The organism is Nonomuraea sp. NPDC050540, assembly GCF_044457485.1.
Lineage (GTDB): Bacteria > Actinomycetota > Actinomycetes > Streptosporangiales > Streptosporangiaceae > Nonomuraea.
In genome coordinates, this window is record NZ_JBITHA010000003.1 from 486,650 (window position 1) to 511,452 (window position 24,803).

Sequence of the window (24,803 nt, forward strand, 5' to 3'; positions counted from 1 at the left end):
TCGCCGGGGCGCCGGCGCACGAAGCGGGCGGCGCGGTCGCGGGCGGCCTGCCACGGGCTGTGGCAGGTGGCGGCGGCCGTCCGCTCGCCGGACCGACCCCGACGTGCGGTAAGTTTCCTGCGTGCCCGAGCCCGTCAGCCCGCCGCCGCTGCCCGTGACCTTCCGTCCGCGCCGCGGCAGAATCGTCCCGTACGGCTTCGCCGTGGTCATCCTCATCGGCGCCGTGCTGATGGCCCTGTTCATCGCCGAGCCGTTCCAGCTGGCCGACCGGATCGCCATCGTGCTGTTCGGCTGCGCGGTGGCGTACATCCTGCATCTGCTGGGCCGCGTCCGCGTGGAGGCCGACGACGAGGGCATCACCCTCGTCAACGCCCTGCGCACCCACCGCTACACCTGGCCCGAGGTCCTGGACGTCACGCTGCTGGTCGGCGACCCCTGGCCTAAGATCGACTTCTCCGACGGCCGCACCGTCGGCGCCATGGGCATCCAGGGCTCGGAGAAGGCTCGCGCCAAGCAGGCCACGGCCGAGCTCAGGGCCCTCATCCGCACCCGGGGCGAGGCCGGCGAAGACTGAAGTGGCCTGGGAATTCGGGGGTGAGGTGGACCTTTGCCGGCGACCACCCCGGGGCTACGCTGCACGGACATGAACGTGATCGCGCATCTCAGCGACGTCCACATCGACGCCGATCCGCGCAGTTCCGACCGGACCCGCGCCGTCATGGACTACCTGAACGACCTCCCGCACGACCTCGGCCTCGTCCTGGTCACCGGTGACATCGCCGACCACGGCCTGCCGGAGGAGTACGAGCGGGCCCGCGAGCTGCTGGACTCCCGGCACCCCGTCCTGGTCTGCCCCGGCAACCACGACGACCGCGCCGCCTTCCGCGCGCACCTTCTGGGCGGCGACGCCGGCCGGGGCCCGGTCAACCAGGCGCACCACGGCTCCGGCTTCGTCGTGGCGGCGTGCGACTCCTCGGTGCCGGGCAAGGACGAGGGGCTGCTGGAGGACGAGACGCTCCAGTGGCTGGACCAGATCCTGACCGAGGCGGGGGAGCGGACGGCGCTGGTCGCCTTTCACCACCCTCCCGCGCTGCTGCACGTGCCGTTCATCGACGGCATCCGGCAGTACGGCGAGCGGCGCCTGGCCGACCTCCTGGAGCGCCACCCCCACGTCGCCGCCCTGCTGGCCGGGCACGCCCACACCCCGGCGGCCACCACGTTCGCGGGCCGGCCCCTGCTCGTGGCGCCCGGTGTCGTCTCGACGCTCCGGCTCCCGTGGGAGCTGCCCAAGGGCGTGGTGGACCTCGACCAGCCGCCGTCCCTGGCCTTCCACGTGCTCGACGAGGGCCGCGTGACGACGCACTACCGAACGATCCTCTGAATGTCGGCGTAGCCTGAAGGGGTGCTGAGGCGGACCATCAGGGCGGCGGACATCGAGTCACCGGAAAAGCTGGTCGAGCTGCTCGACCGGCACTCCTACCTGGCCGACGAAGGACTGGCGACGGCGGCGTTCCTGGCGCTGCGGATGGGCCGGCCGCTGTTCCTGGAAGGGGAGGCGGGGGTCGGCAAGACCGAGCTGGCCAAGACGCTGGCCGACCTGCTCAAGGCGCCGCTCATCAGGCTGCAGTGCTACGAGGGCCTCGACGCCGCCCAGGCCCTCTACGACTGGGACTTCGCCCGCCAGCTCCTCCATCTCAAGGCCGCCGAGGCGGCCGGGGTCACCGACGTGGCCCGGCTGGAGAGCGAGATCTACGACCGGCGCTTCCTCATCGCCCGGCCCCTGCTGAAGGCGGTCGAGACGCAGCCCAGCGTGCTGCTGGTGGACGAGATCGACCGGGCCGACGACGAGTTCGAGGCGTTCCTGCTCGAAGTGCTGTCCGACTTCACGATCTCCATCCCCGAGCTGGGCACGATCAGGGCGGCCACGCCGCCGGTCGTGGTCGTCACCTCCAACCGGACGCGGGAGGTGCACGACGCGCTGAAGCGGCGCTGCCTGTACCACTGGCTGGAGCATCCGGGATTCGACCGTGAGGTGGCGATCCTGCTGCGCAGGCTGCCCGGGTGCACGCAGACGCTTGCCCTGCAGGTGGCGGGGGCGGCGGAGCGGCTGCGGGCGGCCGAGCTGATCAAGCCGCCCGGCGTGGCCGAGACCCTCGACTGGACCGAGGCGCTGCTCACGCTCGGCGCGCGCGAGCTCGACCCGGGTCTGGCGGCGGCCACGCTGGGCGCGGCGCTGAAGTACCGGGAGGACGTCGAGGCCGTGCTCGCGAACGGGCTGCTGCGCCATGGATGAGCTCGCCGCGACGATGACCGGGTTCGCCAGGACGCTGCGAGCGGCCGGGGTCGCGGCCGACCACGAGCGCACCCGCAACCTGCTGCTCGCACTGGACCACCTCGACGTGGGCGACCCCGCACGGGTGTACTGGGCCGGGCGGCTGACGCTGTGCGCCGCGCCGGACGACCTGCCCCGGTACGACCGCTGTTTCGCCGCCTACTTCGGCGGGCTGCGGGCGGCCGGCCGTACCGCGGACAAGGTCGTCACGCGGCACGTGGCGGCGGGCGAGGCGCGCGAGGACGGCGAGCAGGAGGACGCGGACGCGGCGCCCGGCACGGCCAGCCGCACCGAGATCCTGCGCCACCGCGACGTGGCCAGGATGACCGAGGCCGAACGCGCAGAAGTGCACCGGATGCTGGCGATGCTGCGCGATCGGCGGGCCCGCCGGCGCTCGCGGCGTTACCATCCCGCCCACCGCGGCGTCCTCGACCCGAGGCGGACGATCCGCGAGGCGCTGCGCAAGGGCGAGGTGGCGCGGCTGCGCAGGAAGGCGCACGCCACGCGCCCGCGTGAAGTGGTGCTGCTGGTCGACGTGAGCGGGTCGATGTCGCCGTACGCGGAGACGCTGCTGCGGTACGCGCACGCGCTGGTGCGCGGCGAACCCAGGGCGACCAGGGTGTTCTCGATCGGGACGCGGCTGACGCACGTCACCGCCGAGTTGCGTCACCGCGATCCGGGCACCGCGCTGAACGCGGCGTCGCGGGTGATACCGGACTGGAGCGGCGGCACCCGGCTGGGGGAGGAGCTCCGGAGTTTCCTGAAAAATCATGACGCGCGTGGCGCGATCGTGGTCCTCGCCTCGGACGGCTGGGAACGCGGCGACCCGGCACTGCTCGGCGCCCAGATGGCCAGGCTCGCCCGGCAGGCGTACCGGGTGATCTGGGTGAACCCGCACAAGGGGTATGAGGGTTATGAGCCGCTCACCGGTGGGATGCGGGCGGCGTTGCCGTACATAGACGACCTCGTGGCCGGGCACAGCCTGGCCGCGTTCGAGGCGCTCAGCGAAAGGCTCGGCCATGCGTGAGGTGCTCCCGGAGATCATGCGGTGGTGGCGCTCCGGGCTGAGGTTCGGGCTGGCGACGGTGGTGAGCACGTTCAGCAGCGCGCCCCGGCCGCCCGGCGCCTCGATGGCCGTGCGCGGGGACGAGGTCGTCGGCAGCGTCTCCGGCGGCTGCGTCGAGGGCGCGGTGTTCGAGCTGGCCGCCGAGACCGAGGTCCCCGTCCTGCGGCGGTACGGCGTGAGCGACGACGACGCCTTCGCGGTCGGGCTCACCTGCGGCGGCATCATCGACATCCTCGTCGAGCCGGTCTCCATCGAGACCTTCCCCGAGCTCGGCGACATCTACGCCTCGGTACGCGCCCACGAGCCCGTGGCCGTCGCCACCATCGTCGGCGGCCCCGGCCGGATGGGGGCCAGAAGGGTGATCTGGCCCGACCGCACCGCAGGGACCCTCGGCCTCGACCGCCTCGACCAGGCCGTCGACGACGACGCCCGCGGCATGCTCGCCCAGGGCCTGACCGGCATCCGCCACTACGGCGGCCACGGCGAGCGCCGCCTGGACGACCTGGCGGTGTTCGTGCACTCCTTCGCGCCGCCGCCGCGCATGCTGGTCTTCGGCGCCATCGACTTCGCCGCCGCCGTCTCCCGGGTCGGCAAGTTCCTCGGCTACCACGTCACCGTCTGCGACGCCCGCCCCGTCTTCGCCACCCCCAAGCGCTTCCCCGAGGCCGACGAGGTCGTGGTCAAGTGGCCGCACGACTACCTGGCCACGCAGAAGGTGGACGAGCGCACGGTCATCGCCGTGCTCACCCACGACCCCAAGTTCGACGTGCCGCTGCTGGAGCTGGCCCTGCGCACCGACGCCGGCTACGTGGGCGCGATGGGCTCGCGCCGTACCCACGAGGACCGGCTGGAACGGCTGCGCGAGGCCGGGCTCACCGCCAAGGAGCTGGGACGGCTGCGCTCGCCCATCGGCCTCGACCTGGGCGCCCGCACCCCGGAGGAGACGGCGGTGTCCATCGCCGCCGAGCTCATCCAGCTGCGGTGGGGCGGTTCCGGACGGCCGCTGAGCGAGACGCGTGGACGCATTCACGGATGGGCAGAAAAGCGGGATGAAGCGATCTAGCGTGGCCGGGCTGCTGCTCGCGGCCGGGCGCGGAGCGCGGCTGGGCACGCCCAAGGCGCTCGTGGAGTACGAGGGCGAGCGGCTGGTCGATCGCGGGGTGCGGCTGCTGGAGACCGGCGGCTGCCATCCCGTCGTGGTGGTGCTCGGGGCGGCGACCGTGCCCGTGCGCGGCGCCGTCGTCGTGCGCAACCCGGACTGGCGCACCGGGATGGGCTCCTCGCTGCGTGTCGGGCTGGCCGCGCTGCCGCCGGACGCCGCCGCCGTCGTGGTCGCGCTGGTGGACCAGCCGTTCGTGACGCCCGCCGCCGTGGCGGCGCTGATCGCCAGCGGGGGCGAGGTGGCCGTGGCCACGTACGGCGGCGCCCGGCGCAACCCGGTGCTGTTCGGCCGGGACCACTTCGCCGAGGTGGCCGGGCTGGCCGTGGGGGACGTGGGGGCCAGGCCGTTCCTGAAGGCGTACCCGGAGCTGATCACCGACGTGCCGTGCGACGGGCTGGGCAGCCCGGCCGACATCGACACGCCCGAGGACCTGGAGCTTCTGAAAGGCCTCTAGCCGAGTCTCGGCCGTCGCCGCCACCGCCCGTCAAGGGCTCCTATGACAGGCGCAGCGACGCCAGGGCGGCGCGGTGGTCGCTGCCGACGGCCGGGGCGACGCCCGCCTTGGTCGCGGTCATGCCCTTGTACAGGATGTGGTCGGGCCGGGTGATCGGGAACGACGACGGCCAGGTGAACCCGAACCCGTCGCCCGCCTCGCGCTGCGCGTCCCGCAGCGGCGGCGTCAGCCCGGACATGCCGCGGTCGGTCGTGGCGGTGTTGAGGTCGCCCATGAGCAGGATGCGCTTGCTGGAGTCCTTGTCGACCAGCGAGCGCGCGTGGGCCAGCGACTTGTCGCGGAAGGCGGTGTGCCCGGGGCGGGCCGAGGCCAGGTGCATCACGTACACCGTCACTTTGCCCTTCGGCGTGTCGGCCACCGCCCGCAGCGCCCTGGGCCAGCCCATGCCGACGTCGAGCTTCTGCTGCTTGCTCAGCGGGTAGCGGCTCCACAGCCCGACCGTGCCGACCGGGTACTTGTGCGGGAACATCCGGTCGAGCTGCTTGGCGGCCGGTCCGCCCGGGGTGAGTTCCTGGGCCGCGACCAGGTCGAGCCCTTCGGCGATCTTGCGCATGGCCTCGCCGGAGGCGCTGTTGGTGACGCCGACGTTGACCGTGGCCACCTTCAGGTCGCTCGCGCCGCCGGGCGGCGACTGCAGCATGGTCGAGCCGAACATCAGCGCCCACACCAGGCCGGGCACCAGAGCCGCGATCGCGGCGCCCTTCGAGCGCGACAGCGCCGCGCCGAGCAGAAGCACGGGCACCATGAGCCCCACCCAGGGCAGCATGCTCTCCCAGATAGGTGTGAATCCACCCATGGCCGGAAAGAGCTGATGACCCGCCAAGGCCACGGCGACCAGGGCGGACACGACGATGACGACCCGACTCAGCACCTGTCCCAGGCTAGCCGGTGCGGGCTCGGGATGCGGACAGGCTAACCTGGTGCCGAATATAGTTCGGTTACTACTCGGTTCGAGGGAGCCCGGCATGCGGATCGGTATGGCGCTCAACTATTCAGGCGGCTTCAAAGAGACGGTCGCCGAACTGGCCGACTACGAGCGGGCCGGGCTCGACATCGTCTTCGTGGCCGAGGCCTACAGCTTCGACGCGGTCAGCCAGATGGGCTACATCGCCGCCAAGACCGACCGCCTGGAGATCGCCTCCGGCATCCTGCCGATCTACTCCCGCACCCCGACCCTGCTCGCGATGACCGCCGCCGGGCTCGACTACGTCTCCGACGGCCGCTTCACCCTGGGCCTCGGCGCCTCGGGCCCGCAGGTGATCGAAGGCTTCCACGGCGTGCCCTACACGGCGCCGCTGGGCCGTACCCGCGAGGTCATCGACATCTGCCGCCAGGTGTGGCGCCGCGAGAAGCTCACCTACTCCGGCAAGCACTACACCCTGCCGCTCCCTCCCGAGCAGGGCACCGGACTCGGCAAAGCCCTCAAGATCATCAATCATCCGGTACGGCCGCGCATCCCGATCGTGGTCGCCGCCATCGGCCCCAAGAACGTCGAGCTGACCGCCGAGGTCGCCGAGGGCTGGGAGCCGATCTTCTACGTACCGGAGAAGGCGGCCGACGTCTGGGGGCCGTCGCTGGCCGCCGGGGCCGCCCGCCGCGACCCGTCCCTCGGCCCGCTGGACACGATCGCGCAGGCCGCCCTGGCGATCGGGGACGACGTGCAGGGGCTGCTGGAACTGGGGCGTGGCATGGCGGCCCTGTACATCGGCGGGATGGGGGCAAAGGGGCGCAACTTCTACAACGAGCTCGCCCGGCGTTACGGCTACGAGAAGGAGGCCGAGCAGATCCAGGACCTGTACCTGGAGGGGAAGAAGCAGGAGGCGGCGGCGTTGGTGCCGCAGGAGTTGCTGGAGAAGATGTCGCTGATCGGGTCGGAGGGCTTCGTCCGAGACCGGATCCAGGCTCTGCGCGAGTCGGGGGTGACGACGCTGAACGTGACGCCTCTGGCCAACACCCACGAGGAGCGCCTGCGCCTGGTGGAAAAGATGAAAGAACTGACCACCTGACCACCTGACACCCCGGCGTCCTGGCGCCCCGCACTCCAGCGCTCTGGGTCCGCCCGCCTCCGCGCCGGTCGCTCGTGCCCAGGGTCCGGCCTGCCCTGGACTTGCTTCGGTCTTGGGGTGTCTTGGTTTCTGGGGTTTTGTGCGCCGCGCGGACGGAAGGGTTGCGGCGGGGCTCGGCGCACCCGGTGCGGTGCCCGGCGTGGGCCACGGCGCCTGGCCGGCGGATGGCTGTCGCGGCGCCCAGCCGAAGTGCGGTGGGGAGCATCGGCCGGGCTGGCGCGCCGGGGCGGCGGGCGGTGGTTCGGGGGCGGAGCCGTAAGGGACAGTGACCTGGATCACGCAGGGCGGCGGGAATAGCCAGAGATAAGAGCGGTGTTGTGACGATTCGTGAGGTTTTCGGTAGTCATCGTGTGGCTCGTTGAGCGGCTGCACATCGACCTGTGCCGCGTGACGGGGACGAGCTGTCGCTGATCGCGCCATGACGCGCTAGATCGCCACTCACCCCTTTTCTCCTTTCCGGTGCGCCTTCGGCATGCCGTCATCTCCGGAGCCTTCCTCTCGTGAAGAGATTCAGCTTTTCGCTGCAACTGCTCGCCGGCCTCGTGGCCGGCATCGCCCTCGGATTCGTCGCCAAAATTTGGGACGTCTCCTGGCTCGCAGAGACCCTGACCCAAGTCGGCAAGATCTTCGTCCAGCTGCTGAAGCTGGCCGTCCCGCCGCTGGTGTTCACCGCGGTGCTGGTCAGCGTCGCCAACCTGCGCAACGTCAACGGCGCCGCCAGGCTGGCCTCCAAGACCCTGTTCTGGTTCCTCGCGACCGCCTTGATCTCGGTCGCCTTCGCCATCGGCCTCGGCCTCATCATCAACCCCGGCCAGGGCGTCACCCTCGACACCAGCACCGCCAAGCCCGTCGACACCGAGGGCGCCGGCACCTGGCTCGACTTCGTGACCGGCATCATCCCCACGAACATCGTCACCGCCTTCACCGAGCTCAACGTCCTCCAGATCGTCTTCCTCGGCGTCGTCCTCGGCGCCGCGGCCCTGGCGATCGGCGACAAGGCCGAGCCGTTCCTGAACCTGAGCCGCTCGGTCCTCGAACTCGTCCAGAAGGCCCTGTGGTGGGTCATCCGCCTGGCCCCCATCGGCACCGCGGGCCTGATCGGCAAGGCCGTGGCCACCTACGGCTGGGACCTGCTGGCCCCGCTGGCCAAGTTCTCGGCCGGCGTCTACATCGGCTGCTTCATCGTCCTGCTGGCGATCTACCCGACGCTGCTGGCCGTCTTCGGCAAGGTCAACCCGCTGAAGTTCTACCGCAACGCCTGGCCCGCCATCGAGCTCGCCTTCGTCTCCCGCTCCTCCGTGGGCACCCTGCCCCTGACCCAGCGCGTGACGGTGGAGCGCAACGGCGTCGACCGCGACTACGCCTCCTTCGCCGTCCCGTTCGGCGCCACCACCAAGATGGACGGCTGCGCCTCGGTCTATCCCGCGCTGGCCGCCATCTTCGTGGCCCAGGTCTTCAACGTCCCGCTCGGCGTGGGCGACTACCTGCTGATCGCCTTCGTCTCGGTCGTGGGCTCGGCCGCGACGGCCGGCCTGACCGGCGCCATCGTCATGCTCACCCTGACCCTGAGCACCCTGGGCCTGCCCCTGGAGGGCGTCGGTCTCCTCCTGGCCATCGACCCCATCCTGGACATGATCCGCACCGCCACCAACGTCGCGGGCCAGGCAGTGGTCCCGGTCCTGGTCGCCCGCTCCGAGGGCCGCCTGGACGAGGCCGTCTTCAACGCCCCGCCCCAGGCCCTCGACGACGACGCCCCCGCCGCCAAGTCCCCCGCCAGGGAACCGGCGCTGGCATAACCGCAAGACGGCGAAAGGGCGAGAGGCTTCCTGCCTCTCGCCCTTTCGTCGTGCCGAAGGACTTAGGTGTGCCCCAGCGGAGCCCTCGGTCCGCTGTGAAAGTCACGCGCCAGGGTGCGGATTTCGCGGAAGCTGTCGACCACTCCGGCCGCTCGGGCCTGCACGAGGATGTTGCCCAAGGCGGTGGCCTCTACGGGGCCGGCCAGCACAGGCAGGCCGGTGGCTTCGGCGGTCAGGTGGCACAGGAGACGGTTGCGGGCGCCGCCGCCCAGCAAATGGATGACCTCCACCGGGTGGCCGGACAACGCTGTCGCGTCGGTCACCGCGTTTCGGTGGGCCAGGGCCAGGCTTTCCAGGATGCAGCGGACTGTCTCGGCCTGCGTTCTCGGGGCGGGCTGGTTCGCTCTTCGGCAGGCTTCGGCTATGCGGGCGGGCATGTCGCCGGGGGCCAGGAAGGACGGGTCGGCGGCGTCGATCAGGGAGCGGTGGGGTTCGGCTTCCGCGGCTGACCGCAGCAACGTGGGGAGGTCGGGCGTGCCCCAGGTGGTCAGGCATTCCTGGAGAAGCCACAGGCCCATGACGTTGCGGAGGTAGCGGGTCGTGCCGTCCAGACCGGTCTCGTTCGTGAAATGTCCGGTACGGCTGGCCTCTGACAGCACCGGCGACGACAGCTCCACGCCCACCAGCGACCACGTGCCGCAGGAGATGTAGGCGAAGGCGTCCGTGGCGGCCGGGGTGGCGATCACGGCGGAGGCGGTGTCGTGGGAGGCCACGGTCACGACCGGGGCCGACCAGTCCGGGAAGGCGGCTCGGCAGCACGACGTCGGCGCGTGGGCGGGGGCCATGACGCCGATGGGGGTGCCGGGGTGGCGGATCGGTGGGAAGAGGTGGGTGGGGATGCCTGCTTTGCCCGCCAGGTCGTACGACCAGGTCCGGGAGTGGATGTCCAGGAGGCCGGTGGTGGAGGCGTTGGTGACCTCCGCGCCCACTTCGCCGGTCAGCCAGTACGCGATCAGGTCCGGGATCAGGAGCATGGTCGCGGCGTCGGTCAGGTCGTCGGCCAGCAACTGGAAGATGGTGTTGATGGGGTGGGGCTGGATGCCGGTGGCCTCGTAGAGAGCCGCGGCGCCGAGCCGGTCGATCGTGGCGGACACCACGCCTTCGGTACGGCTGTCGCGGTAGCTCACCGGGTCCCCGAGCAAGGCGCCGTCGTGGCCCAGGAGGCCGTAGTCGACGCCCCACGAGTCGATGCCGATCGAGTCGACCGGTCCCGCCTTGGCCAGGCCGTACAGGATCTCGTGAAAAATGCGGTGGATGTCCCAGCGCAGGGCGCCCTCGCGCCGGGTGGCGCCGTTCGGGAAGCGGTGGATCTCGGTCAGCGTCAGGGACTCGTCGCTGACGATGACGCGGCCGCTGGAGGCGCCGAGGTCGATGGCGGCGAAGCGGGTCATCGGGTGGACTCTCTCACGACCAGTTCGGGCTGGAAGACGATCTGCTGGTGGGCGTGGGTGCCGGGGCGGTCGCACTCGTCGAGCAGCAGTTCCGTGGCCACCTTGCCCAACTGGTAGGTCGGCTGGCGGATGGAGGTCAGCGAGACGGCCGAGGCCGACGCGAAGTCGATGTCGTCGTAGCCCATCAGAGCCACGTCGTCGGGGACGCGGACGCCGAGTTGCGTGAGGCCGCGCAGGACGCCCAGCGCCAGCAGGTCGTTGGCGCAGAAGACGGCGTCCGGGATGCCGGAGTCCAGAAGGAGCTGAGCGGCTCTTTCGCCGGCGCGGGCGGTCATGGCGGGCATTTGGATCAGGCGCATGGTGCCGGGGAACGTCTGAGAGGCGCCGTCGAAGCGATCCTGGCACTGGCGGATGGTCAGGGGGCCGCTGACGTAGGCGACGGAGGTGGCGCCGCCGGCCAGGAGGTGCTCCAGGGCCAGCTTGCCGCCGACCACGTCGTTCACCGCCACCGAGCACTGGTCGGCGCGGTGCGGCGGGTGGTCGACGAGGACGACGTTGATGTTGTGGGCGCGCAGGCGGTCCAGGCGCGCGGGGTCCTCGTCGGACGGGGTGATGAGGACGCCGCGTACCCGCTGCTCGGCCAGGACGCGCAGGTTGCGTTCCTCCTTGGTACGCGAGCCCGCCGAGTTGCCCAGGATGACCGCGTACCCCAGGGCGCTGGCGGTCTCCTCCACTCCGGCGGCCACGTCGGTGAAGAACGGGTTGCCGATGTCGATCACCGACAGGCCGATCGTCCGGCTGTGGCCCGCGCGCAGCGTCGAGGCCGAGGCGTGCCGGACGAAGCCGAGGTCCTCGATGGCCGCCTCCACCCGCCGGCGGGTCGTGGGAGAGACCTTCTCCGGGCGGTTCAGGACGTTCGAGACCGTGCCGGGGCTTACTCCGGCCAGTTCGGCGACCTCCTTGATGTTCACCACAAGACCTGATTAAAACGTAACAACCACGAAACGGCAATTGACGGCAGCGAGATCGCTGTCTAGCGTCGCACACGTCGTTAAAACGATTCAAAGGATTGCCTCCATGGACATCAGACCGCGGCTCAGGGAGCAACGGATCGAGACCCCCTCGTGGGCGTACGGGAACTCGGGCACGCGCTTCAAGGTCTTCGCCCAGCCCGGCGTCCCCCGCGACCCCTACGAGAAGCTGGCCGACGCCGCCCAGGTGCACCGCTTCACCGGGATCGCCCCGAGCGTCGCCCTGCACATCCCCTGGGACAAGGTGGACGACTACGCCGGCCTGCGCCGCCACGCGGACGGCCTCGGGCTGAGCATCGGGGCGATCAACGCCAACGTCTTCCAGGACGACGACTACAAGCTGGGCAGCGTCACCAACCCCGACCCGCGCGTCCGCCGCAAGGCCCTGGACCACCTGCTGGAATGCGTCGACATCATGGACGCCACCGGGTCGGACACGCTCAAGCTCTGGTTCTCCGACGGCACCAACTACCCGGGCCAGGACGACATCCGTGCCCGCCAGGACCGCCTGGCCGAGGCTCTTGAATCGGTTTACGCACGGCTGGGGGAGGGGCAGCGGTTCCTGCTGGAGTACAAGTTGTTCGAGCCCGCCTTCTACACGACCGACGTGCCCGACTGGGGCACCGCCTACGCCCACTGCGTCAAGCTGGGCCCGAAGGCGCAGGTCGTCGTGGACACCGGCCACCACGCGCCGGGCACCAACATCGAGTTCATCGTGGCCTTCCTGCTCAGGGAGGGGAAGCTCGGCGGCTTCGACTTCAACTCGCGCTTCTACGCCGACGACGACCTGATGGTGGGGGCGGCCGACCCGTTCCAGCTGTTCCGGATCATGTACGAGGTGGCGGAGGAGCCCGGGATCGCGTTCATGCTCGACCAGTGCCACAACCTCGAGCCCAAGATCCCCGGCCAGATCCGCTCGGTGATGAACGTTCAGGAGGCGACCGCGAAGGCCCTCCTCGTCGACAAGAATGCGCTTAAGTCCGCGCAGGCCGTGGGCGACATCCTCGCCGCCCACGCCGTCCTCATGGACGCCTACAACACCGACGTACGCCTCCTGCTGGCCGACCTCCGCCAGGAGGCGGGCCTCGACCCGGACCCCATGGCCGCCTACGCCAGGTCCGGATACTTCCAGGAGATCAGCGCCGCCCGCGTCGGCGGCGCCCAGGCAGGTTGGGGAGCCTGATGAGCAGCACGCGCCACGACACTCCCGCGCAGGTCAGGGAACTGCTCGACCGCGCCCACGCCCTGGGCGGCGACCCCCGCAACACCAACTACGCGGGCGGCAACGCCTCGGTCAAGGCCGCCGGCCACGACCCCGTCACCGGCCAGGACGTCGATCTCCTGTGGGTCAAGGGCTCCGGCGGCGACCTGGGCACGCTGAAGGAGAGCGGCCTGGCCGTCCTGCGGCTCGACCGCGTCCGCGCGCTTAAAACGATCTATCCCGGCGTTGAACGCGAAGACGAGATGGTGGCCGCGTTCGACTACTGCCTGCACGGCAAGGGCGGTGCCGCGCCGTCCATCGACACCGCGATGCACGCCCTGGTCGAGGCGGCGCACGTCGACCACCTGCACCCCGACGCCGGCATCGCGATCGCCGCCGCCCAGGACGGCCCCGCCCTGACCGAGCGGATCTTCGCCGGCCGCGTGGTGTGGGTGCCCTGGCGCCGTCCGGGCTTCCAGCTCGGCCTGGACATCGCCGCCATCCAGGCCGCGAACCCGCGGGCCATCGGCGTCATCCTCGGCGGCCACGGCATCACCGCCTGGGGCGCCACCTCGGAGGAGTGCCGCGCCAACTCGCTGGAGATCATCCGCACCGCCGAGCGGTACATCGCCGCCCACGGCCGCCCCGACCCCTTCGGCCCGATCGTGCACGAGACCCCCGGCGAAGAAGTACGGCTGGCCGCGGCGGCCCGGCTCTTCCCCCTGCTGCGCGGCCTGGCCTCGACCGACGCGCCCATGGCCGGCCACTACACCGCCACCCCCGAGGTCCTCGACTTCCTCGCCCGCGCCGAACACCCCCGCCTGGCCGCCCTCGGCACCTCCTGCCCCGACCACTTCCTGCGCACCAAGGTCGCCCCCCTCGTCCTGCCCCCGGACCCCGACGAGGAACGGATCAGGCGGCTCCACGCCGCCTACCGCGCGGAGTACGCCGCGTATTACGCCCGCCACGCCGTACCGGAATCACCCCCCATGCGCGGCGCGGACCCCGCGATCGTGCTGGTGCCCGGCGTCGGCATGTTCTCCTTCGGCAAGGACAAGCAGACCGCCCGCGTCGCCGGCGAGTTCTACCTCAACGCGATCAACGTCATGCGCGGCGCCGAAGCGTTGTCCGCCTATGCGCCGATCGAGGAGAGTGAGAAGTTCCGCATCGAGTACTGGGACCTGGAGGAGGCCAAGCTCCGCCGCCTGCCGCCGCCCAAGCCGCTGGCCACGAGGATCGCGCTGGTCACCGGCGGCGGTTCCGGCATCGGCGCGGCGACCGCGCGCCGCCTGGCCGCCGAGGGGGCCCTCGTGGTGGTCGCCGACCGCGACCTCGCCGCCGCGGAGAAGGTGGCCGCGCGGATCGGCACAGCGGACGCGGCGGTGGCGGTCCGCGCGGACGTGACCGACGAAGCGCAGGTCCAGGACATGGTACGGCGGGCCGTGCTGGCCTTCGGCGGCCTCGACCTGGTCGTCAACAACGCGGGACTGTCCCTGTCGCGCCCCCTGCTGGAGACCACGGCGGACGACTGGGACATCCAGCACGACGTCATGGCGAAGGGCTCGTTCCTGGTCTCCCGCGAAGCCGCCCGAGTCCTGATAAATCAGGGCATGGGGGGAGATGTCATCTACATCTCCTCCAAGAACTCGATCTTCGCCGGCCCCAACAACGTCGCCTACGGCGCCGCCAAAGCCGACCAGGCCCACCAGGTCCGCCTGCTCGCCGCGGAACTGGGCGAACACGGCATCCGCGTCAACGGCGTCAACCCGGACGGCGTCGTCCGTGGCTCCGGCATCTTCGCCTCCGGGTGGGGCGCCAACCGCGCGGCCGTCTACGGGGTGCCCGAGGAGCAACTCGGCGCGTTCTACGCCCGGCGCACGTTGCTGAAGCGCGAGGTCCTGCCGGAACACGTGGCGGCCGCGGTGTTCGCCCTGACCGCCGGCGACCTGGCCCTCACAACGGGCCTGCACATCCCGGTCGACGCCGGCGTCCCCGCCGCCTTCCTCCGCTGACCCCACCCCACCACCCCCGTTTGGCGGGACGCGCGGACAGGGAGTCCCTGGCTTCCGCTCGCGTGGCCCGCGTCCGGGCTCTTCGCCCGGTCGCAGCCTGACGCGGGGATCTGGCGGACGGCCTGCGGTGGGAGTGCGGAGGTCCGGGCGGGTGTGGGTGCGGCGGCCCGCGCGGGTGGGGTGTGGCGGATGGCCGGCGGTGGGGACGTGGCGGCGGGCTGTGGGGGTGCGGTCGGGGCGGTCTGCGCGGTGTGTGGGGGAATGGGGAGGTTGCGGCGTGGTCCGGTGCCGGGTGGGTGATCTCCGTGGGCCTGGGGGCCGGGTGGTGGAGTTCGGGGGCTTGAGGGCGGTTGAAGCCCCTAAGGTTGGGGGCAAATTGCCAACCTTGAGTGCATTGGCGGGGATATGTCCGAGGAGACGCTGGTCGCCGGCCGCTACCGGCTGGACGAGCTCATCGGCCGAGGGCAGGCCGGTGAGGTGTGGCGGGCGCACGACGAGAACGCCGACTGGACCGTGGCGGTCAAGATGCTCACCGCGGGCTCCAGCGAACTGGCTCACAAACATGCCCAGACCGTGGCCAAGGTCGTGCATCCCCATGTGGCCATGGTTCTGGACATCGGTGGCCACAACGGCGTGCCGTACCTGGTGATGGAGTTCTTGACGGGGGCGAGCCTCGGTGAGGAGCGCGTCGCGCACGGGCCGCTGGGGATCGTCGAGGCGTGCGACCTGTTCGGACAGGCGGCGGCCGGGCTTGACGCGGCGCACCGGGCGGGGGTGGTGCACGGGCAGATCGACCCGAACTCCTTCCGCCGGGCGGGCAGCGGGGTGCTCAAGGTGGTCGGGTTCGGGATTCAGGGGGCGGATCCGGGGCCGGTGACGCCGTACCGCGCGCCTGAGCAGCTTGACGGGCAGGGCGGGCCCGCCGCCGATCTCTATGCGCTGGCTGCGGTTTGTTATGAGATGTTGTGCGGGCGGCCGCCGTTCGAGGGCGAGGGGGAGGAGCTCGCCGAGCGCATCCGCACCGCCGAGCCCGAGCCGCCAACGCGCCACCGTCCCGCCGTTCCGGCCGAGCTGGAGCAGCTGTTGCTGGCGTTGCTGACCAAGGATCCCGCCGCACGTCCCGCGGGGGGTGACACGGTACGGCGCCGCCTGGCGAGCATCGCCCGCCCCGGCGCCACCCAGCGCACCGGCCCCCTCCCCAACCTCCCGGACGCCCAGACCCCCTTCAACGCCCCCGGAACCACCGACGGCCGGCCACCCGCCTACGCCGGACCGGGCTCGCAACCAGGCCACAGCGCCCCAGGTCACGAAGGACCGCAAGCGGCCCACGGCGCGCCGGGCATCGGGGGCCCACAAACGGGTCACGGGGGCCAAAGCCACGGGGGCCCGGGTCTCGGGGACACACAGGTGGGTTACGGCGCCTCAGGTCTGGGCGGTCCGCAAACAGGCCAATACAGCCCACAACCAGGCCAATACAGCTCACAACCAGGCCCGCGAACCGGTCCGCACACAGCCCCGGGCGGTCAGCCGCCCTTCAAGGACGGCCACACCCAGATCTTCGAAGGCCCCATCCAGGACCCGCCCAACCAGAACCGCCGCCTGATCATCCAGATGGTCGCGGCCCTGGCCGTCATCGCTCTGGTCACGATCGGCTTCATCGTCCTGTCCGGCCGTGACCAGCCGGCCGCGACGCCCGTACCCAGCGCGACCTTCACCCCGCAACAGCCAGACCCGACACCGACGGCCACCCGGGAGGAGCCGGACCCGACGTTCACCCCGGAAGAGCCGACACCAGAACCCACAGGACTGGTCGACACGCTGGGCCCGGCGAACCCTCTGGACACCCTCACCCCCCAGCCGCGCGACACCACCGGCCTGCGGCAGACCCCGCCGGGCGGCTGGCAGAACTGGCTGGGCCGCTTCGACGAGGCGGTGCGGCTCCAGCAGCAGCTGAACGGCATCGACGGCGGGGTGGCCGCCGACGCCCGCAAGAAGATCGCCAAAGCGATGGACCGGATGAGGAAGGGCCGCGAGGACCAGGCCCGCCGCCACGCGCTGGAGGCGGCGGCGGACCTGCGCGAAGCGGCCGGCGACGGCGACATGGCCGCCACCGGCCCCCTCGCGAACTTCCTCGCCGACTGGGGTCTCAACCGCCCCGGGACCTCCGCGTGAGCGGGGGGATCTACCCGCCCCGTGACATCAGCGTGAGCGCGTAGAGCGCCACCGCGGCGAAGTCGTCGGCGGGTTCGGACGCCTGCCACGACCGGACGTCGTCGACGAAGCGGCTGCCGCGCCCGGTGAACGGGGCGTAGCGGTCGACTCCGTCGGCGGGGCAGGGGCTCATGCGGTCCATGTGACCCCCCAGCCCGTCGTCGAACAGGGAAGCGCTGTTCGGGCCGTTGACCACGGCGCCGGTCGGCGGCCTGCCGGTGATGTTGGACATCTGATAGTGCGGGCAGGTGATCGCGTTGTCGCCGACCCCGGAGACGAACGACACGCCCCACGCGTTGGCCCCGAGGGCCCAGCCGCGCTGACGGGTGCCGAAGGAGTCGTAGGAGCGGTCGCCGCTCACCGACCGGTAGAGGCGCGAGGTGGCCGCCAGCCCGAACGCGTGCGGCACCGAGTCGAACTGGTCATAGCTCGCACCCGCCTGGAACGGGTCCTGGCCGGCCCGCGCGGCGCCGATCTCCAGTTGCGCCTTCAGGTCGCCGACGAGCTGCCGTTCGGTGACCGGCAGCGTGCCGCCCCGAGCCTGGCGGATGGCCTTGACGAGGTCGGTGTGGCCGAGCGCGCTGACGTCGTACAGGTTGAAGGTGTCGCCGCCGGCGTCGTGCTTCAGGTACTCGCCGGCCCAGTGGGCCGCCTGCCGCAGCCACTCGCCGGCGCGCGGGTCACGCAGGCGCTGGGCGGCCAGGGCCAGTTCGGCGCCGCCCAGCTCCATGTCGTCGCGCCAGACGCTCTCCGGGTAGAAGGCGTGGGGGAGCGAGGTGACGAGCCGGCCGACGTTCTCGGTCTTGGCCATGGCGTAGACGGAGGCGCCCTTCTCCAGCAGTTCGCGGGCGCGCCCGCGGTCGGGCTCCACCTGCGCGGCCAGGGCGAAGGCGGCGGCGGTACGGCCGGCCAGGTTGGGACTGATCGGCTGGCCGGGCGCGGCGGCGCGGAAGACGGGCCGGTCGCGGATGTACTTCTCGGTGGAGTGGTCGTCCTCCTCCGGCATGCGCCAGATGTCGTGGTCGCCGGCGAAGGTGCCCTCGGCGTTGCCGGCTCCGATGCCGACCTGGATGTAGAGGGTCTTCGACGTCTCGTCCCACATCTTGTCGAGGAACCTCAGGCCGTGGTCGGCCTCGCCGCGCAGGCGGGGGTCGATGGCGCCGTCGCGCTTGGCCGCCCACAGGAGGGTGTCGACATAGGCGAGGATGTGGGTGAACTTCAGGTAGTCGCCGGCGTCGAACCAGCCGCCCGACACGTCCACCGGGCCGCCGACCTTGGTGAGGTCGCCCTTGATCTGGTCGGTGTCCGGGCCGGTGAACTCGGGCCAGTCATAGACGGAGGCGGCCTTGTCGCTCTTGTGCCAGCGGTCGCGCTGGCCGCCGAAGAACGTCACGATCTTGGCCGCGGGCAGCGACAGGGCGATCGAGGGGGCCACGGCGAACTCGGCGGAGGTCTGCCCGCCCGCCTTGACCCGGTAGCTGCCGGGGGTACGGAGCCTGGAAAGGTCCAGGTGGTAGACATGACGGTAGGTGTCGTTCCACTTGCCGAGGTCGCGGCCCGCCGTACCGCGCAGGACCACCCGCCCCCGGCGATCGACGACGGTGAAGGGGAGGGGACGATCCGCCATGAGGTAGGCCTCTTTGGCCTCCTCCGGCGCGAAGCCCACCTGGTCGACCCTGATGAACGACGCGCTCTCGGCCATCGCTGGGCTCCCTGCGATCAGGACGGATAACGCGGTCAACGCCGCTGCCAGCTTCATGCACGCTCCTTGAAGGTTAGGAAACCTTACTAACCTTGCTGCGCACGGTAGCCGCGGAGCGTGAGGAAGGTCAATACGCGTACATTGACGAAATGACCGACACTCACGCGCGGCGCCGAGCCGCCCTGGCCGCGCTGCTGCCCGAGCGCGCGGTCCCCGCGGTGCTCGTCACCTCCCTGGTCAACGTGAGGTACCTGACCGGACTCGACAGTTCCAACGCCGCGGTTCTGGTGCGCGAGGACGGTAGCGCCACGCTCGCGACCGACTCCCGCTACATCGAGATGACCCGCGACCTGGGCGTCGAGGTCGTCGAGGCGCCGGACACCGCGGGCGCCCTGGCCGCGCCGGGCACGGGGATCGAGGCCGCGCACATGTCGGTCGCGACGTACCGGCGGCTGGGAGAGGGCCTGGTCCCGCTGGAGCCGCTGGTGGAGCTCCTGCGGACGGTCAAGGACGAAGAAGAGATCGAGCTCCTGCGTACGGCCTGCGCCATCTCCGACCAGGCATTCAGCGATATTTCCCAAGAAATCCGCCCAGGCGCCACCGAACGCCACGTAGCCCGCATCCTTGAGCACCGGATGATCGAACTCGGGGCCGACAAGATCGCCTTCGAGTCCATCGTCGCCGCGGGCGAGAACGGGGCCGTACCGCACCACACCCCCACCGATCGCGAGCTGCGCGCAGGCGACCTGGTCACCCTCGACTTCGGCGCCAACTACCGCGGCTACCACGCCGACATGACCCGCACCGTCAGCCTGGGCGAGCCCGCCGCCTGGCAGCGCGAGATCCACGACCTCGTCGCCGCCGCGCAGAAGGCCGGTCGCGACGCCCTCACGCCCGGCGCCACGGCCAAGGAGGTCGACTCCGCCGCGCGCGGCGTGATCGCCGAAGCGGGCCACGCCGGGCACTTCCGGCACGGCCTCGGACACGGCGTCGGCCTGGAGATCCACGAGGAGCCGTTCCTGGGCCCCGCCAGGACCGGTAGACTAGAGGATCGAGTTCCCATCACCGTCGAGCCGGGGGTCTACCTCCCGGGACAGGGCGGTGTCCGCATCGAGGACACGCTGGTCACGCGTGCGGGCGGGCCGGAACTCCTCACGAAGACGACCAAAGAGCTGCTCGTCCTTTAAGAGCGGCAACACGCGGGAGAAAACGAGTGGCGACGACCAACGACCTCAAGAACGGCATGGTGCTGAAGCTCGACGGCGGTGAGCTGTGGGCCGTTGTGGAGTTCCAGCACGTCAAGCCGGGCAAGGGCGGCGCGTTCGTGCGCACCAAACTCAAGAACGTGCTCTCCGGCAAGGTCGTCGACAAGACCTTCAACGCTGGGGTGAAAGTCGACGTGGCCAACGTCGACAAGCGCGAGATGCAGTACTCCTACAAGGACGGCGACGACTTCGTCTTCATGGACACCGAGACCTACGACATGGTCAACGTGCCCGCCAAGACCGTCGGCGACGCGGCCAGCTACATGCTCGAGAACACCATGGCCACGATCGCCTTCAACGAGGGCGCCGCGCTCTACGTCGACCTGCCGGCCGCGGTCGAGCTGCTGATCTCCAACACCGAGCCGGGCCTGCAGGGCGACCGCTCCACCGGCGGCACCAAGCCCGCCACGCTGGAGACCGGCGCCGAGATCAAGGTCCCGCTGTTCATCACCACCGGCGAGAAGGTCAAGGTCGACACCCGCAGCGGCGAATACCTCGGCCGGGCCTGAGGTGTCGGCACGCGGCAAAGCACGCAGGCGCGCCCTCGACATCCTCTTCGAGGCGGAGGCCAGGGAAGAGGACCCGCTGAAGATCCTCGCCGAGCGGGTGGAGCGGAGTGAGCCGCCGGTCAACGAGTACACCTCGGCGATCGTGGAGGGCGTGGCCCGCCACCGGGCCCGCATCGACGAGCTCATCACCACCTACTCCGAGGGCTGGACGCTGGAGCGCATGCCCGCCGTCGACCGCAACCTGCTGCGCGGCGGCACCTACGAGCTGCTGTGGATGCCCGACGTCCCCGAGGGCGTGGTCATCAGCGAGTGGGTGCACCTGGCGGGCGAGCTCTCCACCGACGAGTCGCCCAGCTTCATCAACGGCCTCCTGGCCCGTTTCAAGCAGCTCAAGCCGAGTCTGTCGCTCTGAAGGGGGCGCCGTGATCATCACGGCGCACTCGGGGGAGGGCGCGCCGTGATCTTCATGGCGCGCTCTTTTCCGTTACGGCTCCCGCCACCCCACCCGCACCGCCGCTCGTGAGGGCTCACGGGTCCCCGCCGCGACGACTCCGCCGTTGACCCGGTCAAGACCAAAGGACCCCGGTCAAGACCGAACGGTGTGCCACCCGGATGCCGTCAGGGCTCAAGGGTCGCCGACTGGGTTCGCAGGTGGTCGAGCATGACCTTCGCCGCCGGAGTCAGGGCCCGCGACCCCGGCAGCGTGACGCCGACCGAGCGTTTCACCGAGGCCAGCGGCACCGGCAGGCACACGAGCTGCGGGTCGGACCGGACCAGCAGCGCCGGCAGCGCGGCCACCATGTCGGTCTGCAGCAGCAGTGACCGGATCGTCAGGATCGACGTGCACTCCACACGGTCCTCGGGCAACGGCAGGTCCTGGTTCTTGAAGACCTGTTCCAGCTCCTGCCGCAGCGACGTCTGCTCCAGCGGCAGGATCCACGGGTAGCCGAGCAGCCCGGCCAGCGTCGAGGCGGCCGAGGCGGGGTGGCCGGAGCGGGCGACCAGGAGGATGGGCTCGTCGTAGAGCGGGATCTGGCGCAGGCCGTGCCGGTCGTCGATGGGGTTGAGACGGCCGAGGACCAGGTCGGTGTCGCCGTCGATGAGCCGGGGGACCAGCGAGTCGAACGTGCCCTCGCGCACGATGACCGTGATGCCGGGCCGTTCGGCCTTGAGCGCGGCGATCGAGCGGGGCAGCAGGACGTTCGTGGCGGCCAGCAGGGTGCCGACGGTGACGGTGCCGGTCTCGCCGTTGGCCAGGCCCGTGATGCGGTCGCCGGCCCGGCGCAGCTCGGCCTGGACGGCGCGGGCGTGGTCGACGAAGGCGGTGCCGAACACGGTCGGGGTGACACCGCGCGGCCCCCGGGTGAACAGCTCGACGCCGAGGATCTGCTCCACCTCGCGCAGGCCGCGTGTGGCGGCGGGCTGGGCGAGGCGGAGGTGTTCGGCGGCGCGCAGCACGCTGCCGTGGTCGGCGATGGCGGTGACCAGCACGAGGTGGCGGAGCTTGAGGCGGCCGGCGAGCAGGTCCAGAGCGCGGGTCATCACCATTTCAGCATAGCTTTCAGCCCTGGACGACCCGATTGGGTATGGCTTCGGGGACGTCGCCGAAGCGTTCGGCGTCGTTGCGGGGCAGGACCAGCGCGGCCACGAGGCTGATCGCGGTCACGACCGCCAGGTACGCGGTGATCGACCACGACGAGCCGGTCGAGGCCAGCAGGGAGGCTGCCACCAGCGGGGTGATGCCGCCGCCGAGCAGCGCGGCGAGCTGATAGGCGGCCGAGGTGCCCGAGTAGCGGATCGCGACGGGGAAGAAGCTGGCCGTCAGCGTGCCCTGCGCGGCGTGGGTCATCGCCAGCACGGCGCCCATCGCCACCATGAAGACCGCGATCAGCACGTTGCTGCCGGTGTTGACGACGGGCAGGATGGCGACGGCTCCGGCCAGCAGGACCCACGAGCCGTGGGAGAACAGGGCCCGGAGCCCGAACCGGTCGCCCAGGTGGGCCCAGAGCGGCGCGGTCGCCAGCCAGACCGTCGCGCCGCCGATCACGCAGGTCAGCAGGAAGGTGCGGGACAGGCCGATCGCGGGGGCCTGGCCGTACTGGAGGATGTAGACCATGAAGACGTAGGCGACGGCGCTGTTGCCGATGATGACCGCGATGCTGTGCACGACCCCGCGCCAGTGGCCGCGCAGGACCTCGGCGATCGGCAGCTTGACCGGCTTGCGCTGGACGACGAAGTCGGGGCTCTCCTCGATACGCAGCCGCAGGTAGATGCCGACCACCACGAGCACGACGCTCAGCAGGAACGGCACCCGCCAGCCCCACGACATGAAGGCCTCCTCGCTCAGGGCCGAGGAGGTGCCCAGGAAGACGAGGTTGGCGCAGAGCATCCCGGCGGGCGTGCCCATCATCGGGAAGGCGCCGAACAGGCCGCGACGGCCCTTCGGCGCGTGTTCCATGGTCAGCACCACGGCCCCGCCGAGTTCGCCGCCGAGGCCGATGCCCTGGGCGATGCGCATGACGACCAGCAGCACCGCGGCCCAGATGCCGATGCTGGAGTAGGTGGGCAGCACGCCGATGAGCGTGGTCCCGATCCCCATGATCAGCAGCGAGACGACCAGCGTGTTGCGGCGGCCGAGCCGGTCGCCGAAGTGGCCGAAGACGATGCCGCCCAGCGGTCGGGCCAGGAATCCCACGGTCATGGTGCCGAAGGCGGCGATCGATCCGGCGACGGGGTCCATGGCGGGGAAGAACTGCTTGTTGAAGACGAGCGCGGCGGCCGTGCCGTACAGGAAGAAGTCGTACCACTCGATGGTCGTGCCGATGAAGGCCGCCCACGAGACGCGGCGCGCCGCCCTGCGGCGGTCAGTGTCCATTTTCGTCTGTACCTTCCGATCAGGGGGTACGGACGAGGATGCACGCAGGTGCTATGTCACGGCGAATACTGTTCTGGCCGTCACGTATGTAAAAAGCGTTATATATCGGAATTGTCATAGCTGGGCCGCGATCAGGTATTGGCCTGATATGGCGATGCGGCCGGACAATGGCGCCATGAAGCATTACGTCAACGGGGTCTTCGAGACCACGGGGACCCCCTTCCCGCTGATCTCGCCCGTCGACGGGCGCCGGACGGGGACCGTGCCCGAGGCCCCGCGCGAGGTCGTCGACGCCGCGGTCGCCGCGGCCAGGGCGGCGCTGGCCGGTCCCTGGGGCGCCACGAGCACCGAGGAGCGCTGCGCCTGGATGCGGCGGATCGCCGACGGCATCGAGGCCCGGTTCGACGAGTTCGTCGCCGCCGAGGTCGCCGACACCGGCAAGCCGCGCGAACTGGCCGCCACCGTGGACGTCCCCCGCGCGATCGGCAACTTCCGCGCCTACGCCGACCTGTCCTACGGCCGCCCGGAACGCGCCTACCACACCCGCGTCCCCGGCTGGAGCGGCACCGGCGAAGCGCTCAACTACACCGTGCGCCGCCCGCTCGGCGTCGTCGCCGTCATCTCCCCGTGGAACCTCCCTCTGCTGCTTCTCACCTGGAAGGTCGCGCCCGCCCTGGCGGCGGGCAACGCCGTGGTGGCCAAGCCCTCGGAGGAGACGCCCTCCACCGCGACGCTGCTGGCCGAGGTCATCGACGAGGTACGGCTGCCGCCAGGCGCCTTCAACCTGATCCACGGCCACGGCGCCGCGGCGGCGGGCGAGTTCCTGACCTCCCACCCCGGCGTGGACGCCATCGCGTTCACCGGCGAGTCGGCCACCGGCTCGGCCATCATGCGCGCCGCCGCCGACCACGTCACCCCGGTCTCCTTCGAGCTCGGCGGCAAGAACCCGGCCCTGGTCTTCGCCGACGCCGACCTGGACGAGGCGGTCGAGGGCACGATCCGGTCGAGCTTCACCCACTCCGGCCAGATCTGCCTGTGCACCGAGCGCGTCTACGTCCAGCGCCCGATCTTCGACGCGTTCACCGCGAAGCTCGCCGAACGGGCAAGGAACCTGAAGGACTACGGCCCGATGATCTCGGCCGAGCACCGCGACAAGGTGCTGTCCTACTTCCGCCTGGCCGTCGAGGAGGGCGCCACGGTCCTCGCCGGGGGCGGCGCCCCGAGCTTCGGCGACGAGCGCGACGGCGGCTTCTACGTCGAGCCCACCGTCGTCACCGGCCTGCCCGAGAGCGCCAGGACCGTCCGCGAGGAGGTCTTCGGCCCGATCTGCCACCTCGCGCCCTTCGACGACGAGGCCGAGGCGATCCGGCTGGCCAACGACAGCCCGTACGGCCTGGCCGCCACCGTCTGGACCGGCGACCTGTCGCGCGCCCACCGGGTCGCGCCCAGGATCGAGGCCGGGATCGTCTGGGTGAACTGCTGGAACCTGCGCGACCTGCGCACCCCGTTCGGTGGGGTGAAGGCGTCGGGCATCGGCCGGGAGGGCGGCGAGTACTCGCTCGACTTCTTCTCCGAGCCGGTCAACGTGTGCGTGAAGATATGAGGTCATC

The 24,803-nt window shown here is 71.0% G+C and carries 22 protein-coding genes; 16 read left to right on the forward strand and 6 right to left on the reverse strand.

What is annotated here, in order from left to right; genetic code table 11:
* Positions 1–121: 121 nt before the first annotated feature.
* From ACIBI5_RS12585 to ACIBI5_RS12610, 6 genes are all read left to right on the forward strand, one after another.
* The gene (locus ACIBI5_RS12585) at positions 122–574 is read left to right on the forward strand and encodes a PH domain-containing protein (protein WP_397246092.1); all 453 of its coding nucleotides are present in this window, start codon (positions 122–124) and stop codon (positions 572–574) included.
* Between the two features lie 69 nt (positions 575–643).
* Positions 644–1,381 carry a metallophosphoesterase gene (locus tag ACIBI5_RS12590; RefSeq protein WP_397246094.1) on the forward strand — a complete coding sequence of 246 codons (738 nt, stop codon included), beginning with the start codon at positions 644–646 and terminating at the stop codon, positions 1,379–1,381.
* Between the two features lie 21 nt (positions 1,382–1,402).
* Complete coding sequence (locus ACIBI5_RS12595; protein WP_397246096.1) at positions 1,403–2,293, forward strand: AAA family ATPase; 891 nt, start codon at positions 1,403–1,405, stop codon at positions 2,291–2,293.
* Positions 2,286–3,359 (forward strand): VWA domain-containing protein, encoded by a 1,074-nt coding sequence (locus tag ACIBI5_RS12600; protein ID WP_397246098.1) that lies wholly within the window; start codon positions 2,286–2,288, stop codon positions 3,357–3,359. The genes ACIBI5_RS12595 and ACIBI5_RS12600 overlap by 8 nt, the downstream gene beginning before the upstream one ends.
* Positions 3,352–4,461, forward strand: coding sequence for an XdhC family protein (locus ACIBI5_RS12605; protein ID WP_397246100.1), 1,110 nt, complete (start codon positions 3,352–3,354; stop codon positions 4,459–4,461). The genes ACIBI5_RS12600 and ACIBI5_RS12605 overlap by 8 nt, the downstream gene beginning before the upstream one ends.
* A complete protein-coding gene (locus tag ACIBI5_RS12610; protein ID WP_397246102.1) occupies positions 4,448–5,014 on the forward strand; it encodes an NTP transferase domain-containing protein in 567 nt (188 codons plus the stop codon). The genes ACIBI5_RS12605 and ACIBI5_RS12610 overlap by 14 nt, the downstream gene beginning before the upstream one ends.
* A gap of 40 nt (positions 5,015–5,054) precedes the next feature.
* On the opposite strand, the gene ACIBI5_RS12615 is transcribed toward ACIBI5_RS12610, so the two are convergent.
* Entirely contained in the window at positions 5,055–5,945 is an 891-nt protein-coding gene (locus ACIBI5_RS12615; RefSeq protein ID WP_397246104.1) for an endonuclease/exonuclease/phosphatase family protein, read from the reverse strand.
* A 94-nt stretch (positions 5,946–6,039) separates the two neighbouring features.
* Between ACIBI5_RS12615 and ACIBI5_RS12620 the strand changes: the two genes are divergently transcribed.
* The 3 genes from ACIBI5_RS12620 (at position 6,040) to ACIBI5_RS12630 (ending at position 8,936) form a co-directional block, all read left to right on the forward strand.
* Entirely contained in the window at positions 6,040–7,080 is a 1,041-nt protein-coding gene (locus ACIBI5_RS12620) for an LLM class F420-dependent oxidoreductase (protein ID WP_397246106.1), read from the forward strand.
* Between the two features lie 408 nt (positions 7,081–7,488).
* On the forward strand, positions 7,489–7,551 hold the full coding sequence (locus tag ACIBI5_RS12625) for a putative leader peptide (RefSeq protein WP_376773472.1): 63 nt from the start codon (positions 7,489–7,491) through the stop codon (positions 7,549–7,551).
* Positions 7,552–7,640: 89 nt separating this feature from the next.
* Positions 7,641–8,936 carry a dicarboxylate/amino acid:cation symporter gene (locus ACIBI5_RS12630; RefSeq protein WP_397246109.1) on the forward strand — a complete coding sequence of 432 codons (1,296 nt, stop codon included), beginning with the start codon at positions 7,641–7,643 and terminating at the stop codon, positions 8,934–8,936.
* Between the two features lie 62 nt (positions 8,937–8,998).
* On the opposite strand, the gene ACIBI5_RS12635 is transcribed toward ACIBI5_RS12630, so the two are convergent.
* Both ACIBI5_RS12635 and ACIBI5_RS12640 read right to left on the reverse strand, forming a co-directional pair.
* Positions 8,999–10,387: a rhamnulokinase family protein gene (locus ACIBI5_RS12635; RefSeq protein ID WP_397246111.1), complete on the reverse strand. Its 1,389-nt coding sequence runs from the start codon at positions 10,385–10,387 to the stop codon at positions 8,999–9,001.
* Positions 10,384–11,358: a LacI family DNA-binding transcriptional regulator gene (locus ACIBI5_RS12640; protein ID WP_397246113.1), complete on the reverse strand. Its 975-nt coding sequence runs from the start codon at positions 11,356–11,358 to the stop codon at positions 10,384–10,386. The genes ACIBI5_RS12635 and ACIBI5_RS12640 overlap by 4 nt, the downstream gene beginning before the upstream one ends.
* 106 nt (positions 11,359–11,464) lie before the next feature.
* On the opposite strand from ACIBI5_RS12640, the gene rhaI reads away from it, so the two are divergent.
* The 3 genes from rhaI to ACIBI5_RS12655 all read left to right on the forward strand — a co-directional run bounded on the left by rhaI (position 11,465) and on the right by ACIBI5_RS12655 (position 16,803).
* On the forward strand, positions 11,465–12,601 hold the full coding sequence (rhaI, locus tag ACIBI5_RS12645) for an L-rhamnose isomerase (protein WP_397246115.1): 1,137 nt from the start codon (positions 11,465–11,467) through the stop codon (positions 12,599–12,601).
* The gene (locus ACIBI5_RS12650) at positions 12,601–14,631 is read left to right on the forward strand and encodes a bifunctional aldolase/short-chain dehydrogenase (RefSeq protein ID WP_397246117.1); all 2,031 of its coding nucleotides are present in this window, start codon (positions 12,601–12,603) and stop codon (positions 14,629–14,631) included. Before rhaI ends, ACIBI5_RS12650 begins: the two co-directional genes overlap by 1 nt.
* A 405-nt stretch (positions 14,632–15,036) precedes the next feature.
* Positions 15,037–16,803 (forward strand): protein kinase, encoded by a 1,767-nt coding sequence (locus tag ACIBI5_RS12655; RefSeq protein ID WP_397246119.1) that lies wholly within the window; start codon positions 15,037–15,039, stop codon positions 16,801–16,803.
* Between the two features lie 10 nt (positions 16,804–16,813).
* Here ACIBI5_RS12655 and ACIBI5_RS12660 read toward each other — a convergent pair whose 3' ends face one another.
* Positions 16,814–18,601: a glycoside hydrolase family 9 protein gene (locus ACIBI5_RS12660; RefSeq protein ID WP_397246121.1), complete on the reverse strand. Its 1,788-nt coding sequence runs from the start codon at positions 18,599–18,601 to the stop codon at positions 16,814–16,816.
* 92 nt (positions 18,602–18,693) lie between these two features.
* Between ACIBI5_RS12660 and ACIBI5_RS12665 the strand changes: the two genes are divergently transcribed.
* From ACIBI5_RS12665 to nusB, 3 genes are read left to right on the forward strand one after another with little or no spacing between them, the layout of a single operon-like run.
* Entirely contained in the window at positions 18,694–19,731 is a 1,038-nt protein-coding gene (locus ACIBI5_RS12665; protein ID WP_397246123.1) for a M24 family metallopeptidase, read from the forward strand.
* A 26-nt stretch (positions 19,732–19,757) separates the two neighbouring features.
* Complete coding sequence (gene efp / locus ACIBI5_RS12670; RefSeq protein WP_379618626.1) at positions 19,758–20,318, forward strand: elongation factor P; 561 nt, start codon at positions 19,758–19,760, stop codon at positions 20,316–20,318.
* 1 nt (position 20,319) lies between these two features.
* Positions 20,320–20,730 (forward strand): transcription antitermination factor NusB, encoded by a 411-nt coding sequence (nusB, locus tag ACIBI5_RS12675; RefSeq protein ID WP_184960681.1) that lies wholly within the window; start codon positions 20,320–20,322, stop codon positions 20,728–20,730.
* Positions 20,731–20,936: 206 nt separating this feature from the next.
* Here nusB and ACIBI5_RS12680 read toward each other — a convergent pair whose 3' ends face one another.
* Together ACIBI5_RS12680 and ACIBI5_RS12685 are read right to left on the reverse strand one after the other, a co-directional pair.
* Positions 20,937–21,860, reverse strand: a complete 924-nt coding sequence (locus tag ACIBI5_RS12680; protein WP_397246126.1) for a LysR substrate-binding domain-containing protein — start codon at positions 21,858–21,860, stop codon at positions 20,937–20,939.
* 19 nt (positions 21,861–21,879) lie between these two features.
* Positions 21,880–23,193, reverse strand: a complete 1,314-nt coding sequence (locus ACIBI5_RS12685) for an MFS transporter (protein ID WP_397246128.1) — start codon at positions 23,191–23,193, stop codon at positions 21,880–21,882.
* A gap of 175 nt (positions 23,194–23,368) precedes the next feature.
* Between ACIBI5_RS12685 and ACIBI5_RS12690 the strand changes: the two genes are divergently transcribed.
* Positions 23,369–24,796 (forward strand): 2-hydroxymuconic semialdehyde dehydrogenase, encoded by a 1,428-nt coding sequence (locus ACIBI5_RS12690; RefSeq protein ID WP_397246130.1) that lies wholly within the window; start codon positions 23,369–23,371, stop codon positions 24,794–24,796.
* Positions 24,797–24,803: the final 7 nt, after the last annotated feature.